Here is a 15,207-nt window from a genome sequence, read left to right on the forward strand (position 1 = left end):
CTAGACGACCTCACTTATTGTTGTGCGATTACAACATATGCTCCGTCATCTTAGGGTGACAATCTACCCAGATTGTCTGCGCAAGGTCAAATAACAGGCCGATTCAGAACATGTATTTCCATCACCACTCCACAACCGGCTTGTTATGTAACTTACTTACAGTTTTTACGCCCCTTTCACCGCCGCAGCTACAGGCAAAAACGTCTGATCAGGTGCTGCAACACCGAGGTGGTCGGCTTGACGAAGGAGAGATCCAGATACTCGTCAGGCTGATGCGCCTGGGTGATATGGCCGGGGCCCATGACGATGGTCTCGCAGCCAAGCTGCTGGATAAACGGCGCCTCGGTGCAGTAGTTGACCGACTCGGCGGCGCGACCGCTCGCCTTCTCAGCTTCGCGCACCAGCACAGAGTCGTCGGCGCAGGCGTAGGCGGGAATGGGTTCATGCAGATGTTGCAGATGCAGACAGCCCGGCTGGTGGATCTCGATGGGCGACAGCGCCTCTTTGAGCATCCCCATCAACTCATCCGGCCCCACCTGCGGAGTGGGTCGCAGGTCGATATGCAGCTCGCAACAGCCGCAGATACGGTTCGGGCTGTCACCGCCCTGAATGTAACCCAGGTTCAGGGTTGGCTGCGGCACGGCAAAGCGGTGGTCGGCGTAGCGATCTTTCAGATCCTGCTGCAAGCGCAGCACCTGCCCCATCGCCTTGTGCATGATCTCCATGGCGTTGACGCCGTTGGCGGGATCCGAGCTGTGACCGCTCTTGCCGGTAATACGGATCGCCTCCGACATATGTCCCTTGTGGGCCACCACAGGCACCAGCCCGGTCGGCTCGCCAATCACGGCGTAGTCGGGTTTCAATTCGGCCGCCGCGGCGATGCCGCGGGCCCCCGCCATGGTGGTCTCTTCGTCGGCAGTGGCGAGAATGCGCAGCGGCTTGGTCAGCTTGGTGAGGTCGATCTCTTTGAGCGCCTCGACGATAAAGGCGAAGAAGCCCTTCATGTCGATGGTGCCGAGGCCATAGAGGCGATTGCCCTCTTCGGTCACCTTGAAGGGATCCTTGCTCCAGCCCCCCTCATCGAACGGCACCGTATCGGTGTGGCCTGCCAGCAGCAGACCGCCCTCCCCCTGACCAATCGTCGCCACCAGATTGAACTTGCCCGGCAGATCGGGGAGCGCCGTTACCTCGCACTGAAAACCGAGCTGACCGAACCAGTCGGCCAGCAGCCGGATCACCGCCTCATTGCTCTGATCCCACTTGGGATCCGTGCTGCTGATAGAGGGAATCGCAATAATATTCTTATAAAGTGAAAAAAAATCCAGATTGGCCATCAGCTCCTCCTTGCGTCCCCGGAATGTTTCTGTTAGAAAATACAAATGCAAAGTGAGTGCATGAATATTCTGTAATTTTACCTGAATATCTGGCTCATCAACAAAGGCTTCTAGTTGTAAGGGAAAGTTAATGTTCTGTCACCTGATCTATAACCGACGACACACACCCGCCTGAATTGCCCCTCCGCACTTGTGCAAAGGGGCGATCGAACACCCTTGTGCACTGCAGCGTCATGCTGTGAATCTCGAACTCTGACTTGGAATATTCAACATGCTTAACACCGTTATCGTCGGTGCCAGTGGCTACGCGGGAGCCGAACTGGCCGCACTGGTACAGAACCATCCACAACTAAAACTGTTCGGCCTCTACGTCTCCGCCGGCAGTCAGGATGCCCACAAGCGCTTCTCTTCCCTGCATCCCCAGTGGGTCGGCGCCCTCGATCAGCCGCTGCTGCCGCTGGACGACGATGGCATGACCCGGATCCTGACCCAGGCCGATCTGGTGCTGCTGGCCACCGCCCACGAGGTGAGCGCCGAGCTCGCCCCCAAGTTTCTCGCCAAGGGGCTGCCGGTATTCGATCTCTCCGGTGCCTTCCGGGTCAAGGATCAGGGCTTTTACGACAGCTTCTACGGCTTCACCCACGACAGCGAACAGTGGCTGGATCAGGCCGTCTATGGCCTGGCTGAGTGGAACGCCGATGCAATCGCCACCGCCCAGCTGATTGCGGTGCCCGGTTGTTACCCGACCGCCTCCCTCTGTGCTCTCAAGCCGCTGCAGCAGGATGGTCTGATTGCCAAGGGGTGGCAGCCCATCATCAACGCCGTCTCCGGGGTTTCCGGCGCAGGACGCAAGGCGGCCATCAACACCAGCTTCTGCGAAGTGAGCCTCAACCCCTACGGCACCTTCAATCACAGACACCAGCCGGAGATCAGCCACCACCTCGGCAAGGAGGTGCTGTTCCAGCCCCACCTTGGCAACTATGTGCGCGGCATTCTGGCCACCATCTATGTGCAGCTGGCGGACGGCGTCACCCCCACCCAGGTGGATCAGGCATTCCTCAAGGCTTACGAAGGCAAGCCGCTGGTGCGCCTCACCGGCCAGATGCCCTCCATTCGTGGCGTCGCGGGCACCCCTTACTGCGACATCGCCTGGCAACAGCAGGGCAACATGCTGGTGGTGGTCTCGGCCATCGACAACCTGCTCAAGGGCGCCGCCTCGCAAGCCATGCAGTGCATAAATATCAAATTTGGTTTTGAACCGGCCACCGGCCTGATTTAAGGACTTAGGAAGGATCTCGAACATGGACAAACAGACGTTGGTAATCAAGCTGGGCGGCGCCCTTATCGAGAACGACGAGGCGCTGACCGCCCTGTTCGCCACCCTCAAAACCTTTCTCGACGATCAGCACCGCCCGCTGGTGTTGGTGCACGGCGGTGGCTGTCTGGTGGATGACCTGCTCAAGGGGCTGGGTCTCACCTCTACCAAGAAGAACGGTCTGCGGGTGACCCCGTTCGAGCAGATCCCCTTTATTGCCGGGGCGCTGGCAGGGACCGCCAACAAGCAGATGATGGCCAAGGCAATCGCCACCGGCATTCCGGCGGTGGGGCTCTGCCTCGCCGACGGCGGCCTGTGTCAGGTGACCCAGCTCGACCCGGACCTCGGCGCGGTCGGCGAGTGCAAGCCGGGCAACCCGGCGCTGGTAGCAGGCATCCTCGGTCAGGGCTTCCTGCCGGTGGTGAGTTCCATCGGCATCACCGCCGAGGGGCAACTGATGAACGTCAACGCAGATCAGGCGGCCACCGCCATTGCCGAGGCACTCGGTGCCGATCTGGTTATGCTCTCCGATGTGAGCGGCATCCTGGATGGCAAGGGCAAGCTGGTGCCCCAACTCGACAAGCTGACCGCGCTGGATTTGATGGAGAAAGGGGTGATCACGGACGGCATGGCGGTCAAGGTAGAAGCGGCCCTGCACGCCGCCGAGACCCTCGGCAAGCCGGTCTGTGTCGCCAGCTGGCGTTACCCGGATCAGCTGCTCAAGCTGCTGGCTGGCGGCGCGGTCGGTACCCAGGTAGCTATTTGATCTCCACCGGAACAAGGAACATCCGATGCAACATCTTCTGAAAGACAGTGATCTGAACAAAGCCCAGATTGAAGCGCTGATTGCGCTGGGCAAAGCGGTCAAGGCCGACCCGAAGAAATACAGCCAGGCACTGGCCGGCAAGAGCGTGGTCACCCTGTTCGAGAAGCCCTCCCTGCGCACCCGGGTCACCTTCGACATCGGCATCGCCAAACTGGGCGGCCACAGCGTCTATCTGGATCAGCAGAACGGCGCGCTGGGCAAGCGGGAGTCGGTGAAGGATTTCGCCGCCAACCTGTCGCGCTGGTGTGATGCCATCGTCGCCCGGGTGTTCGATCACCAGACGCTTGTTGAGCTTGCTGAACACGGCTCTGTGCCGGTGGTGAACAGCCTGTGCAACCTCTACCACCCCTGTCAGGGGCTGGCCGACTTTATGACCATTGCCGAGCACTACGACGATCTGTCGAAGGTGAAGCTTGCCTACCTCGGTGATGGCAACAACGTCAGCCACTCTCTGCTGCTGCTGGGGGCAACCCTCGGCACCGACGTGACCCTGATCTGCCCGAAAGGCCACGGCCCGGATACCCAGATCTTCCTGCAAGCGCAGGCGCTGGCGGCCAAGTCGGGGGCAACCATCCACATCAGTGATGACGTGGCGGATATCGAAGGGTTTGACGTGGCCTACACAGATACCTGGGTCTCCATGGGTGACAACACCCCGATGGAGCAGGTCAAAGACCTCTTTATGCCTTACCAGATCAACCAGGCCCTGCTCGACCGCACCGGCATCCAGCATGTGCTGCACTGCCAACCGGCGCACCGGGAGCTGGAGATCACCTCGCAGGTGATGGATGGCCCCGCCTCCCTCATCATGGACGAGGCCGAAAACCGGATGCATATCCAGAACGCCGTGTTGCTGACCCTGTTTGGGCATAAATAGTCAGGGCAACAAGTAACGCAGCACTCAACCTGAATCACGACACTTTTATTGAGTCATCATCGAATCATCACGGAGAGAAGTAACATGAGCGGAATCAACAAGATCGTACTGGCTTACTCGGGTGGACTGGATACCTCGGCCATCATCCCCTGGCTGAAAGAGCACTATGATGCCGAAATCATCGCCTTCGTGGCCGACGTCGGTCAGGAGCGCGACGATCTGGAAGGGATCGAGCAGAAGGCGATCGCCTCCGGCGCCACCAAGTGCATCATCAAGGATCTGCGCGAAGAGTTCGTCAAAGAGTACGTCTATCCGACCCTGAAGACCGGCGCCGTCTATGAGGGCACCTATCTGCTGGGCACCTCCATGGCCCGTCCGGTGATCGCCAAGGCGATGGTCGAGGCCGCACTGGCGGAAGGGGCCGATGCCATCTCCCACGGCTGTACCGGCAAGGGTAACGATCAGGTGCGTTTCGAAGGCGCGGTCGCTGCGCTGGCGCCCCAGCTGAAAGTGATCGCCCCGTGGCGGATCTGGGACATGCGCTCCCGGGAAGATCTGCTCTCCTATCTGGAGACCCGCAACATCCCCTGCAAGGCGACCCTGAAGAAGATCTACAGCCGCGACGCCAACGCCTGGCACATCTCCACCGAGGGTGGCGAGCTGGAGAGCACCTGGAACGAGCCCTCCGAAGCGGTCTGGCAGTGGACCGTACCGGCCGAACAGGCACCAGATCAGCCGGAGTATGTCAAGCTGACCGTGGCGCAGGGTGAAGTGGTGGCCGTTGACGACCAGCCGCTCAGCCCGCACCAGATCCTGATGACCCTGAACGAGCGTGCCGGCAAGCACGGCGTGGGCCGCATCGACATCACCGAAAACCGGATGGTGGGCATGAAGTCCCGCGGCTGCTACGAAACCCCGGGCGGTACCGTGATGGTTGCCGCGCTGCGCGCCGTGGAAGAGCTGGTACTGGATCGCCCGACCCGCGCCTGGCGGGAGAAGCTGGGTGCAGAGTTCTCCCATCTGGTCTATGACGGTCGCTGGTTCACCCCGCTGTGCAAGGCGATCCTCGCCTCTGCCAACGCCATCGCCGAAGATCTCGACGGTGAAGTGGTGCTGAAGATGTACAAGGGTCAGGTCACCGCGGTGCAGAAAAAGTCGCCGAACAGCCTCTACTCCGAAGACTTCGCCACTTTCGGGGCCGATGAAGTGTATGACCAGAGCCATGCCGAAGGCTTTATCCGTCTCTACACCCTGGCCAGCCGGATCCGCGCCATGAAGGAGCAGCATCAGGCCATCGGTGGTGATCATACCCACGGCTAAGCAAGTGCGATAACCCGTTGATTCCGTTGAGGGGGCATGGCCCCCTCTTCTACAGGCAGAGAGCATAGCCCCCTGACCCATCATCAGCTGGTGTGACAAGAGCGGCAGCGCCCCGGCCGCTTCTGTGAGATAACAGGCTCGCAGAAAAACAGGGCACGATTTCAAGCTCGGTGGCCAGGGCGCCGCCGACAACGCATTCAAGGAGAGCAGTATGGCACTTTGGGGTGGACGCTTCAGTCAGGGAGCCGATAGCCGGTTCAAGCAGTTCAACGATTCGCTGCGGTTCGATTACCGGCTGGCGGAGCAGGATATTCAGGGCTCCATGGCCTGGGCCAAAGCGCTGGTCAAGGTGGGCGTCTTGACCGCCGATGAGCAGGGCAAGTTGCAACAGGCGATGGAGGTGCTGCTCGCCTCGGTGCAGCAGGATCCCCAGCAGATCCTCAATTCGGATGCCGAAGATATCCACTCCTGGGTCGAGAGCCAGCTCATCGCCGCCGTCGGCGATCTTGGCAAGAAGCTGCACACCGGCCGCTCGCGCAACGATCAGGTCGCCACCGACCTGAAACTCTGGTGCAAGGCGCAGGGCGAGCTGCTGCTCGGCTCCATCACCGCCCTGCAGCAGGGACTGGTCGCCTCCGCTCGTGCCAATCAGGCCGCGGTGCTGCCCGGTTACACCCACCTGCAGCGGGCCCAACCGGTCACCTTCGCTCACTGGGCGCTGGCCTATGTGGAGATGCTGGAGCGGGACTACTCCCGCCTGCAGGATGCCCTCAAACGCCTCGACACCAGCCCCCTAGGCTGCGGCGCGCTGGCGGGCACTGCCTACGCCATCGACCGCGAAGCGCTGGCGCTCGACATGGGCTTTGGTGGCGCCACCCGCAACAGTCTGGATTCGGTCTCCGATCGGGATCACGTGGTGGAACTGATGCACGTGGCGTCCCTCTCCATGACCCACCTGTCGCGCTTTGCCGAAGACCTTATCTTCTACAACACCGGCGAGGCGGGCTTTGTCGAGCTCTCCGACGCGGTTACCTCAGGGTCGTCGCTGATGCCGCAGAAGAAAAACCCGGATGCGCTGGAGCTGATCCGCGGCAAGACCGGCCGGGTGGTCGGCGCCCAGATGGGCATGCTGATGAGCCTCAAGGCGCTGCCGCTGGCCTACAACAAGGATATGCAGGAAGACAAAGAGGGGCTGTTCGATGCCCTCGATACCTGGCACGACTGCCTCGATATGGCGGCGCTGGTACTGATCGATCTGAAGGTCAACGGCGAGCGCACCATGGCGGCGGCGCAGGGCGGCTATGCCAACGCCACTGAACTGGCGGACTATCTGGTAGCCAAGGGGATTCCGTTCCGTGAAGCGCACCATATCGTCGGCGAAACCGTGGTCTTTGCCATCAGCGTGGGCAAACCGCTGGAGGAGCTATCCATCGGCGAGTTCCAGCGCTTCAGCCCGGTGATCGAGTTCGACGTCTACCCCAATCTGGAGCTGGAAGCGACCCTGGCCAAACGGGTTGCCAAAGGCGGTGTCGCTCGGGAGCAGGTGGAAGCGGCCCTGACCACAGCCGAAACCTGGCTGGCAAAACGGACGGGTTAAACCAACCAGCTTGCCATTCGAACTAGAAAGCAAAACGGCAACCTCAGGTTGCCGTTTTTTATTGCTTACCGCTGTTCAGGCGCTGGCATTGAGCAGTTTGCCCACTCCCTCCCCCTTGCCATTGGGCAGGGTCTGTTTAAAGGCACCGAGCAGCTGATCGAGATTGAGATCGCTGGCACCAAGGATACCCTTGAGGGTATCTAGTTCACTTTGCAGCGCATCGAGGCGGGTGCTCTGGGGGCCGTTGGCCAGCTGGTTGCGGGCGCTATCGATGGCGGCTGGGAGTGACTGACCGCTATTTTCCTGCCCCAGAGTCTGCATCAGCTCCCCCATAAAGTGGTTGATGGCCGAGCGGTTCTGTTCGCTATCGGCATCCTTGATACCGAGCCGCTGGAACAGACTCTGGACGGTCGGGGCGAGGCGCTCTTCCTGCACGGTTTGCTGCACAGGCTCAGGTTTGCTACTGCTGCCAAGCAGCTGACTGCCCAGCTTGAGGGCGATCGAGGCAAGGGGAAGCAGGCTGCTGATCATGATAACTCTCCGCGACAACGACCCTTGATGGTGTTGCCAGGAGGAGTGCATAAGCGGGACCAGCACGGCGATAAAACGCACTGCACCGGCTAATCCCTTGAATGGCTGATCTATTTATTCAACCAGCACGCAGCAGATGGCCGAGCGCAAAGGGGTGCCAGGCGGCCAGTAGCTGCCGCCACAGGCGGTAGTGGCAATATGGTGGCAAAGCGTTTTGCCGCCGCCCCCGGGCAGCTATCGCCCTCTTTTCACATCCGGATCGCCAACTCTTTTAGCCACTTGCGCAGCCGCCCGTTGGCGTTGAGATAGGGGGAGGCGCTATTGAACTGGATCATCCGCCCGAGCGTCCACTTCTCATACCAGAGGCAGCCATACAGCTGCTGGTCGCTGCGTGCCTCCACCAGTTCGATGATGTGCCCTCTGGCGGCCGCCAATCGCTGCAACAACACCGGATAGCTGAGCCCCTCGTAATCCCGATAGAACTTTTTGGCCAGCCCGCCCAACTCGTTCCACTTAAAGCCGGTCTCGGGGAAATCAACCGGCAGACCCGCCTCATCCCGCTCGATCCACTTGATCACCAGTTCGTTCCAGCCGATAAGGTAGGCCAGCAGATTGGCGACGCTCATCGTGGTTCCCTTGCTGTGCCCTGCCAGGGTCGGCTCCCGCACCCGGCTCTCGGGGACGGCCTGCAACGCCTTGAACAGCTTGCCGAAATTGGTATCGATCGCGAGCAGCAGCTCGGCCTTGTTTTGCGGGATCCCCATTGCTCTCCCCTTTTCAGATTTGCTTGCGGTGCAGCCGAGGCGATTGCCGCAACCCCGGCAGCACGTTACGCTAGCCCTCTTCCATCCTGTGCAGCTCATCCAGTGCAGGCCAACCATCACGACAAGATCGGCAATGAATCAACTAATCAGCTATATCAGGGCCATTCATCGACAGGCGAGCCCCGTTACCCTCACCCGCCAAGAGAGTGAACACTATAGCGAGCATGATGAGAGCGGCACTGTGATCCAGCACCAGATAACCACCAGCTGGTTTGCCAATGGAGTCGTCATCCGCCAGCAAACCGAACAGGACGAAGCGCCATCGCAGCAGCTTTGTGCCGAGTGCTGGATCAGCTATTGGGTCATCGCCAGTCCCATCCCCATCACTCCAGCCCGCAAGCTGTTTCACAACCACTGTCAGGAGCGATTTTGGTTGAAGGTGCAGGGCATCACGCCGCAAGGGTGATTGGTGCGCCCGTGAGCAGGGGGAAACGCAAAGAGGCTCCGAAGAGCCTCTTTTTGTTTCCGTGCCTGAACCCGACTCAGCCCAGTAGCAGATAGAGCTGGTGCGCCGCCACACCGGCGCACAGGCCGCCGATGGTGTGGGCGACGATGGCGCGGGAGGTGAGGTGGCGATAGCCGAGGGCATCCAGCATGGCGGTGTGGGTGCTCAGGAAGCCACTCCAGCACATCCCCATGGCGGTAAACACCGCGACCTCGTTACCGGTGATCCACCCTTTGGCAATAAAAGGCGGCACCAGTGACATGGCGGCACCAACCGCACCAAGCGAGGTAGCCGGGAAGGCAACCAGCTCCGGCTGCTGGAAGCCGAACAGCAGGTCAAACAGCCAGCTCACCTTGGCGGCCAGCACCGGCAGCAGGGCAACCCCTTGAAACGCTTCGCCGGTATAGCCCTTGTCGCCCGGGCCGAAGGTGAGCAGCATCACGAAGGTACTGATGATCAGCACCCCGGGGATCACCGCCATCCCCAGCTCCACACCGGATTTGCCGCCATCGAGCAGAGAGTTGAGGATCCGCAGCCAGCCGGGAGCCGCCTCTTTGGTTACCCCTACCTTGCGGCCGTCGGACGATATAGCGTCATCGTTCAGCACTTCCCCCACCAAGGGGCGGATCATCCGCTGCATCAATCGGGTAGAGACCACCGAGCCCACCAGAGCACCCAGCAACCCAATCAGCGCCGCGCTGGCGGTGGATTCACCGCTCGGCAGTTGCAGGGTGGCCATAAAGGTGACCACGATCAGCCCCATGCCGAAGGCGGTGCCGAAGTTAGTCAGCGACACCAGCTGCCAGGGGGTGAAGCCTTTGCGAAAGCGGCTGTCCTTGGCGAGGCTGATCACCGCCGGGTTGTCGGAGAAGAAGGTCATCAGGGCCGCCAGTGCGGTGCGACCAGGCAGACGAAACACCGGCTTCATCAGCGGGGCCAGCAGCACCTCCAGCAGGCGGATCACCCCGAACTCGCTCAAGAGTTGGCTCAGGGCACCGGAGAGCACCGTGATCCCCATGATAAAGAGCACGGTATTGAGCAGCAGCTGGTGGGCGGTATTGAAGAGAGTGTTGACCATGGCAGAGAGGCCCATCTGGCTGCCGAGGTAACCGAACAGGCTGCCAAGAATAAGCAGCACCAGCACGGGTTCCATCCAGTTCCGAATGGCGGCAAGTCGCCCCTTTGACTCTATAACTACATGATTTTCCATATCTATCCTGCGGTTCATCTGTGCGTGTGTGGTTGTTTTTATGGTTAAAAAATGGCTGCGCCAAATAGAAAAAAGCCCTTGTCTTGCGACAAGGGCTTTTTGAATTGGCTCCTCCTACTGGACTTGAACCAGTGACATACGGATTAACAGTCCGCCGTTCTACCGACTGAACTAAGGAGGAATTGTAATTGGTGCCCAGAGACGGAATCGAACCGCCGACACGGGGATTTTCAATCCCCTGCTCTACCGACTGAGCTATCTGGGCAAATGGTGCCGGCTACCGGAATCGAACTGGTGACCTACTGATTACAAGTCAGTTGCTCTACCTACTGAGCTAAGCCGGCACACTTTAAACCATTGTGCATGAACAAATTTTTTATTTCATGGCACCAAAATTGGTGCCCAGAGACGGAATCGAACCGCCGACACGGGGATTTTCAATCCCCTGCTCTACCGACTGAGCTATCTGGGCGTGGGCGCTATTAAACGGATTTTAAGGCGGATGGTCAACGGGAAATTTCACTTTTTGTCTCGTTCGTCTCTTTTTTGCGCAACATCGTCCATTTCTGCCACTTCTTCGGCACAGGCCGCGCGTTTTCGCCTCCAGACTCTGGGTTCCTCCCCCTTGAGCAGGCGGGAGATGTTCTCGTGATGGCGGATCAGAATGAGGCAGGAGAGCAGGGAGACTGGCAGGGTATATTCGGGTTTGAGCAGATAGGTAAAGAGCGGCGTCAGCAGCACGGTAATGATGGAGGCCAGCGAGGAGTAGCCGCTCACCAGCAGCACCAGCAGCCAGGTGCCAATCACGGCGCCCCCCATGGTAAAGCCGATGGGCATCATGGTACCGAGCGCCGTCGCCACCCCTTTGCCACCGCGAAAATGAAAGAAGATGGGGTACATATGGCCGAGACAGGCGGCGACCCCGATAAAGCCGAGGTAGACGGGTTTGATCTGCAGATACCAGGCCAGATAGACAGGCACAGTGCCCTTGAGCACATCGAGCAGCAGCACCACCAGCGCCGCCATCCGGCCACCGAGGCGCAGCACATTGGTTGCCCCCGGATTGTGGGAGCCATGATCCCGCGGGTCGGGCAGACCGGTGCAGCGGGAGACCAGCACAGCACTGGATAGTGAACCACCCAGGTAGGCCAGAATAATCATCAAAATCGTCAGGGCCGTCATCTTGGTCGTTTTTACCACGATATGAATGGGGTATGATGCGGGCCACATACGCTGGCATGGGCCCATGCCCACCCAGAGCGCCTCGGCAAGCCTGTTGCCCGGCCAGCATCCCTGCGCTGTCATCACAGCCCATCAAGAGTAAAGAAGAAGTACAGTCATGGACAAGGTGTTTATTCGCGGACTCGAAGTTTTGACCACCATCGGTGTATATGAGTGGGAGAAGGGCATTCGCCAAAAGCTCCGTTTTGACCTCGAGATGGGGTTCGACAACCGCCCCGCGGCAGCAACCGACGACATCAATCTGGCACTGGATTATGCCGACCTCTCCAACAAGATTTGCGAGCATGTCAGCGGCAAGGTGGTCGAGCTGGTCGAGACCATGGCCGAGCAGGTTGCCATGCTGGTGCTCGCCGACGAGCGGGTACAGTGGGTCAAGGTGACCCTCACCAAGCCGGGCGCCGTGCCAAATGCCGCCGGGGTCGGCGTCGAGATCCTGCGCCATCGCACCCCGACCGCGAGCAGCAACTGATGACCACCATCTATATCAGCCTCGGCTCCAACATCGAGCGGGATCGCCATATTCGCGCCGGGCTCGATGCCCTGCACGCCGAATTTGGCGAGCTGCGGGTCTCCCGGGTATTCGAGAGCGAGGCGGTCGGCTTCAACGGCCGCCCCTTCTACAACCTGGTGGCGGCTGCCGAGACCGATCTGCCGCTGACCACCGTCTGCCAGCGACTGCGGGCCATGGAGTTCGCCCACGGCCGCGAGCCGGATGCCAAGAAGTTCGCCCCGCGCACCCTGGATCTCGATCTGCTGCTCTATGGCGATCTGGTCTGCGACACCCCGCTGGTGCTGCCGCGCGGTGAAGTGCTCACCAACGCCTTCGTGCTCTGGCCGCTGGCCGAGCTGGCCCCCAAACTGCGCCACCCCGTCGATGGCCGCACCATGGGCGAGCTGTGGCAAGCCTATGACAAGGCCTCCCAGCAGCTGTGCCCTATTCCCTTTCACTGGGAAGCGTGCGAATTGCAGCATCACTGATCCGCAAGGGCGCCTCACGGCGCCCTTGTTGTTTGCACAGACAGGGTTGCTTATCACGGATAAGAAAGTGTCATTGGGCCTGACCCTGCGAGGCTGGCAGGATAGCGCCCACTACAGGAGAACCCCATGCCACTCGATACCATTCACCATTTCAACTGCCAACTGCTGGCTGAACTGCCCCACCAGCGCTATGAGCATGAACCCATCCTCGACTACGCCACCGATGAAAAGGTCAAGGCCCGCCTCGGCTGGCAGGCGGAGTTCAGCAAGACCCTGTTTCTCAAGTTCAAGGATGGCCGCTTCGCTCTGCTGCTGACCCACAGGGACGGGCGGCTCGACAACAAGGCGGTCAAGGCCGCGCTCGGCGCCAAGCCCTCCATCTGCACCGCCGAAGAGATGCAGGCGGAGATCGGCTGCCTGCCGGGGGCGGTCTGCCCCTTCCTGCCCCGCGCCGATATTCCGCTACTGGTGGATCCGCAACTGCTCAACCACACCGCCTTCACCTGGACTCCGGGCCACCCGGAGCAGACCTTTCTGCTGGCGACCGAGCATCTGGCCAAAGTGTTGGCGCAGCTCCCCTGCGAGGTCAGCTATCTGCCCGCCCCGACGGCGTAGCCCCATCGCGCGCCAGCTGGGCGAAGATCAGCGCCGCCAGCATGGAGAGCAACCCGACACAGAGGTAGGTTAGGTGGAACCCGGCCAGCCACTGACCCTCGGCCACTAAGGTGCCCGCTGAGGTGCCCGCCGAGAAGAGCCCGAGCAGGCTGGCGGCAATCGCCACCCCCAAGCTCATGGAGAGCTGCATCACCACCGAGAGCAGGCCGTTGCCACTGCTGGCCAGGGTCGGACTGAGATCTTGCAACGTGAGAGTGTTCATGGCGGAGAACTGCAGCGAGTTGATGGCACCGAAGATCGCCAGCCAGCCCAGCAGGACCCCGTAGGGGAGCTGGTTGTCGATAAAGTAGAAGCTGGCGATCATCGCCCCCAGCAACAGGGTGTTGCCGACCAGAATGCGGCGATAGCCCACCTTCGGAATCAGCTTGTTCACCAGCGTCTTGGTCAGCATGGCGCCAATCACGGTGGGGATCATGGTCATCCCCGCCTTGCTCGGGGAGAAACCGAGCCCCAGCTGCAGAAACAGCGGGGTGAGGAAGGGCATGGCGCCGCTGCCGAGGCGGGCAAACAGGTTGCCCCAGATGCCGATGGCAAAGGTGGTGGTCTTGAACAGGTTCAGGCTAAAGAGCGGCTGCGGTGTATTGGCGGCATAGAGCCAGTAGCTCGCCATCGCCGCCAAGCCGAAGATCAGTGCAAACAGCGCCCAACCGGTGGAGATGCTGTGCTCCCCCAGCCCCTGCAAGCCGACCGACACCAGCACCATGCCGACGCTGAACATCACAAAGCCCTGCCAGTCGAACCGGGCGGTCTGCTGCCGCAGCTCCGGCATAAAGTGCCAGCTGGCGATAAAGCCGAGCAGCCCCACCGGCAGGTTGATGAGAAACACCCAGTGCCAGCTCGCCACTTCCACCAGCCAGCCACCGAGCGCCGGCCCCATCAGCGGGCCGAGCAGCCCCGGGATGGTGACAAACGACATCACCCGCAGCAGCTCGTGCTTGTCATAGACCCGCAGCACAGCCAACCGGCCCACCGGCATCAGCAGCGCACCGCCAATCCCCTGAAGCACACGGGCGGCCACCAGCATGGAGAGCGAATTGGAGGCGGCGCAGGCGAGCGAGCCGAGGGTAAAGAGCGAGATGGCGGCCAGATAGATGCGGCGGGTGCCGAATCTGTCAGCCAGCCAGCCGGAGGCCGGGATCAGCAACGCCACCGTCAGCATGTAGGCGATGATCACCGACTGCATCTGCAGCGGGCTCTCTCCCAAGGTCTCGGCCATGCTGGGCAGGGCGGTGTTGAGAATGGTGCCATCCAGCGCCTGCATAAAGAAACCGACCGCCGCCAGCAGGGGCAGCCACTTGCGCTGGGCATCTGTCACTGTGTGGCTCATTGCCACCTCCATTATTTTTGCGGGGGAGCGGCGGCGGTCAGGAAGAGATCGACACAACTCAGGGTCCAGGCATCCTGCTCGGCAGCGCTCTGGGTCAATGGCAGACCCAGCTCACGGAGCATGCGCTCCTTGCCCTGCCACATCAGCAACAGCTGCAAGGCGGCCTGTTCGCTGTCTTGATGGCACAGCAGGCCTTGCTGCTTCTGCTGCTCCAGCCAGTTGGACAGCATCTTGGTCACATAGAGCGGGCCCGCCTCGAAAAAAAGGGTGGCCAGCTGGGCATCGTTGCAGCTGATGCAGGTGCGAAAGATATTGATGGCATCATCGCTCAGGATCAACTTGCGAAAGCTGCGACCAAAGGCAATCAGACTCTCCCGCACATTGTTGCCACGCAACAATACCTCCGGCATCAGCTCGCTGCTGACGCACTTGCTGCCCACCGCTTCGGCAAACAGCGACTCCTTGTTGGCAAAATGGCTGTAGACCGTCTGCTTGGAGACGCCCGCTTCACTGGCCACCATGTCCATGCTGACCAGATGCAGACCGTGCTGACAGAAGAGCCGCCCGGCAGCATCGAGGATCGCAGCCCGCTTCTGCTGACTACGGGGTGAAATGTTCATTTTTCCTCCAAAATCAAACTGGACAGTCTAGTTTCGAAAAACTAGACTCACCGGTGTGATTTGATGTTATGTCAACCAGAGGATGA

At 60.6% G+C, this 15,207-nt stretch carries 16 protein-coding genes and 4 tRNA genes; 9 read left to right on the forward strand and 11 right to left on the reverse strand.

Features of this window, described 5'->3' with window-relative positions; genetic code table 11:
• Window positions 1–188: 188 nt before the first annotated feature.
• A complete protein-coding gene (argE, locus tag AACT07_RS15625) occupies window positions 189–1,334 on the reverse strand; it encodes an acetylornithine deacetylase (RefSeq protein WP_069528739.1) in 1,146 nt (381 codons plus the stop codon).
• Window positions 1,335–1,605: 271 nt separating this feature from the next.
• On the opposite strand from argE, the gene argC reads away from it, so the two are divergent.
• From argC to argH, 5 genes are all read left to right on the forward strand, one after another.
• Window positions 1,606–2,613: an N-acetyl-gamma-glutamyl-phosphate reductase gene (gene argC, locus AACT07_RS15630; protein ID WP_021231253.1), complete on the forward strand. Its 1,008-nt coding sequence runs from the start codon at window positions 1,606–1,608 to the stop codon at window positions 2,611–2,613.
• A gap of 22 nt (window positions 2,614–2,635) precedes the next feature.
• On the forward strand, window positions 2,636–3,415 hold the full coding sequence (argB, locus tag AACT07_RS15635; RefSeq protein ID WP_040099221.1) for an acetylglutamate kinase: 780 nt from the start codon (window positions 2,636–2,638) through the stop codon (window positions 3,413–3,415).
• Window positions 3,416–3,440: 25 nt separating this feature from the next.
• Window positions 3,441–4,352: an ornithine carbamoyltransferase gene (locus AACT07_RS15640; protein WP_069528741.1), complete on the forward strand. Its 912-nt coding sequence runs from the start codon at window positions 3,441–3,443 to the stop codon at window positions 4,350–4,352.
• Between the two features lie 84 nt (window positions 4,353–4,436).
• A complete protein-coding gene (locus tag AACT07_RS15645; RefSeq protein ID WP_033115910.1) occupies window positions 4,437–5,672 on the forward strand; it encodes an argininosuccinate synthase in 1,236 nt (411 codons plus the stop codon).
• Between the two features lie 211 nt (window positions 5,673–5,883).
• Window positions 5,884–7,269, forward strand: coding sequence for an argininosuccinate lyase (gene argH / locus AACT07_RS15650; protein ID WP_069528743.1), 1,386 nt, complete (start codon window positions 5,884–5,886; stop codon window positions 7,267–7,269).
• A gap of 75 nt (window positions 7,270–7,344) precedes the next feature.
• On the opposite strand, the gene AACT07_RS15655 is transcribed toward argH, so the two are convergent.
• On the reverse strand, window positions 7,345–7,800 hold the full coding sequence (locus AACT07_RS15655; protein WP_069528744.1) for a hypothetical protein: 456 nt from the start codon (window positions 7,798–7,800) through the stop codon (window positions 7,345–7,347).
• Between the two features lie 248 nt (window positions 7,801–8,048).
• On the reverse strand, window positions 8,049–8,564 hold the full coding sequence (locus tag AACT07_RS15660) for a ClbS/DfsB family four-helix bundle protein (protein WP_069528746.1): 516 nt from the start codon (window positions 8,562–8,564) through the stop codon (window positions 8,049–8,051).
• Window positions 8,565–8,697: 133 nt separating this feature from the next.
• Here AACT07_RS15660 and AACT07_RS15665 point away from each other — a divergent pair, with 133 nt between their 5' ends.
• The gene (locus tag AACT07_RS15665; protein ID WP_069528748.1) at window positions 8,698–9,030 is read left to right on the forward strand and encodes a hypothetical protein; all 333 of its coding nucleotides are present in this window, start codon (window positions 8,698–8,700) and stop codon (window positions 9,028–9,030) included.
• A gap of 76 nt (window positions 9,031–9,106) precedes the next feature.
• On the opposite strand, the gene AACT07_RS15670 is transcribed toward AACT07_RS15665, so the two are convergent.
• From AACT07_RS15670 to plsY, 6 genes are all read right to left on the reverse strand, one after another.
• Window positions 9,107–10,279, reverse strand: a complete 1,173-nt coding sequence (locus tag AACT07_RS15670; RefSeq protein ID WP_005336104.1) for a CD0519/CD1768 family membrane protein — start codon at window positions 10,277–10,279, stop codon at window positions 9,107–9,109.
• Window positions 10,280–10,384: 105 nt separating this feature from the next.
• Window positions 10,385–10,460, reverse strand: a tRNA-Asn gene (locus tag AACT07_RS15675).
• Window positions 10,461–10,468: 8 nt separating this feature from the next.
• Window positions 10,469–10,544: transfer RNA gene (locus AACT07_RS15680), tRNA-Phe, on the reverse strand.
• 3 nt (window positions 10,545–10,547) lie between these two features.
• Window positions 10,548–10,623 (reverse strand) — tRNA-Thr (locus tag AACT07_RS15685).
• 52 nt (window positions 10,624–10,675) lie between these two features.
• Window positions 10,676–10,751: transfer RNA gene (locus tag AACT07_RS15690), tRNA-Phe, on the reverse strand.
• A gap of 47 nt (window positions 10,752–10,798) precedes the next feature.
• Window positions 10,799–11,461 carry a glycerol-3-phosphate 1-O-acyltransferase PlsY gene (gene plsY / locus AACT07_RS15695; protein ID WP_069528786.1) on the reverse strand — a complete coding sequence of 221 codons (663 nt, stop codon included), beginning with the start codon at window positions 11,459–11,461 and terminating at the stop codon, window positions 10,799–10,801.
• 157 nt (window positions 11,462–11,618) lie between these two features.
• Here plsY and folB point away from each other — a divergent pair, with 157 nt between their 5' ends.
• From folB to AACT07_RS15710, 3 genes are all read left to right on the forward strand, one after another.
• Window positions 11,619–11,990, forward strand: coding sequence for a dihydroneopterin aldolase (folB, locus tag AACT07_RS15700; RefSeq protein WP_069528750.1), 372 nt, complete (start codon window positions 11,619–11,621; stop codon window positions 11,988–11,990).
• Window positions 11,990–12,499, forward strand: a complete 510-nt coding sequence (gene folK / locus AACT07_RS15705; RefSeq protein WP_005336107.1) for a 2-amino-4-hydroxy-6-hydroxymethyldihydropteridine diphosphokinase — start codon at window positions 11,990–11,992, stop codon at window positions 12,497–12,499. Before folB ends, folK begins: the two co-directional genes overlap by 1 nt.
• A gap of 126 nt (window positions 12,500–12,625) precedes the next feature.
• Window positions 12,626–13,114: a YbaK/EbsC family protein gene (locus AACT07_RS15710; protein ID WP_064341810.1), complete on the forward strand. Its 489-nt coding sequence runs from the start codon at window positions 12,626–12,628 to the stop codon at window positions 13,112–13,114.
• Here AACT07_RS15710 and mdtD read toward each other — a convergent pair.
• Both mdtD and AACT07_RS15720 read right to left on the reverse strand, forming a co-directional pair.
• Window positions 13,086–14,501 carry a multidrug transporter subunit MdtD gene (gene mdtD, locus AACT07_RS15715; protein ID WP_069528752.1) on the reverse strand — a complete coding sequence of 472 codons (1,416 nt, stop codon included), beginning with the start codon at window positions 14,499–14,501 and terminating at the stop codon, window positions 13,086–13,088. The genes AACT07_RS15710 and mdtD overlap by 29 nt on opposite strands.
• An 11-nt stretch (window positions 14,502–14,512) precedes the next feature.
• Window positions 14,513–15,121: a TetR/AcrR family transcriptional regulator gene (locus tag AACT07_RS15720; RefSeq protein WP_005336110.1), complete on the reverse strand. Its 609-nt coding sequence runs from the start codon at window positions 15,119–15,121 to the stop codon at window positions 14,513–14,515.
• Between the last annotated feature and the right edge of the window lie 86 nt (window positions 15,122–15,207).

The organism is Aeromonas sp. ANP5 (assembly GCF_963870295.1).
Taxonomy (GTDB): domain Bacteria; phylum Pseudomonadota; class Gammaproteobacteria; order Enterobacterales; family Aeromonadaceae; genus Aeromonas; species Aeromonas veronii.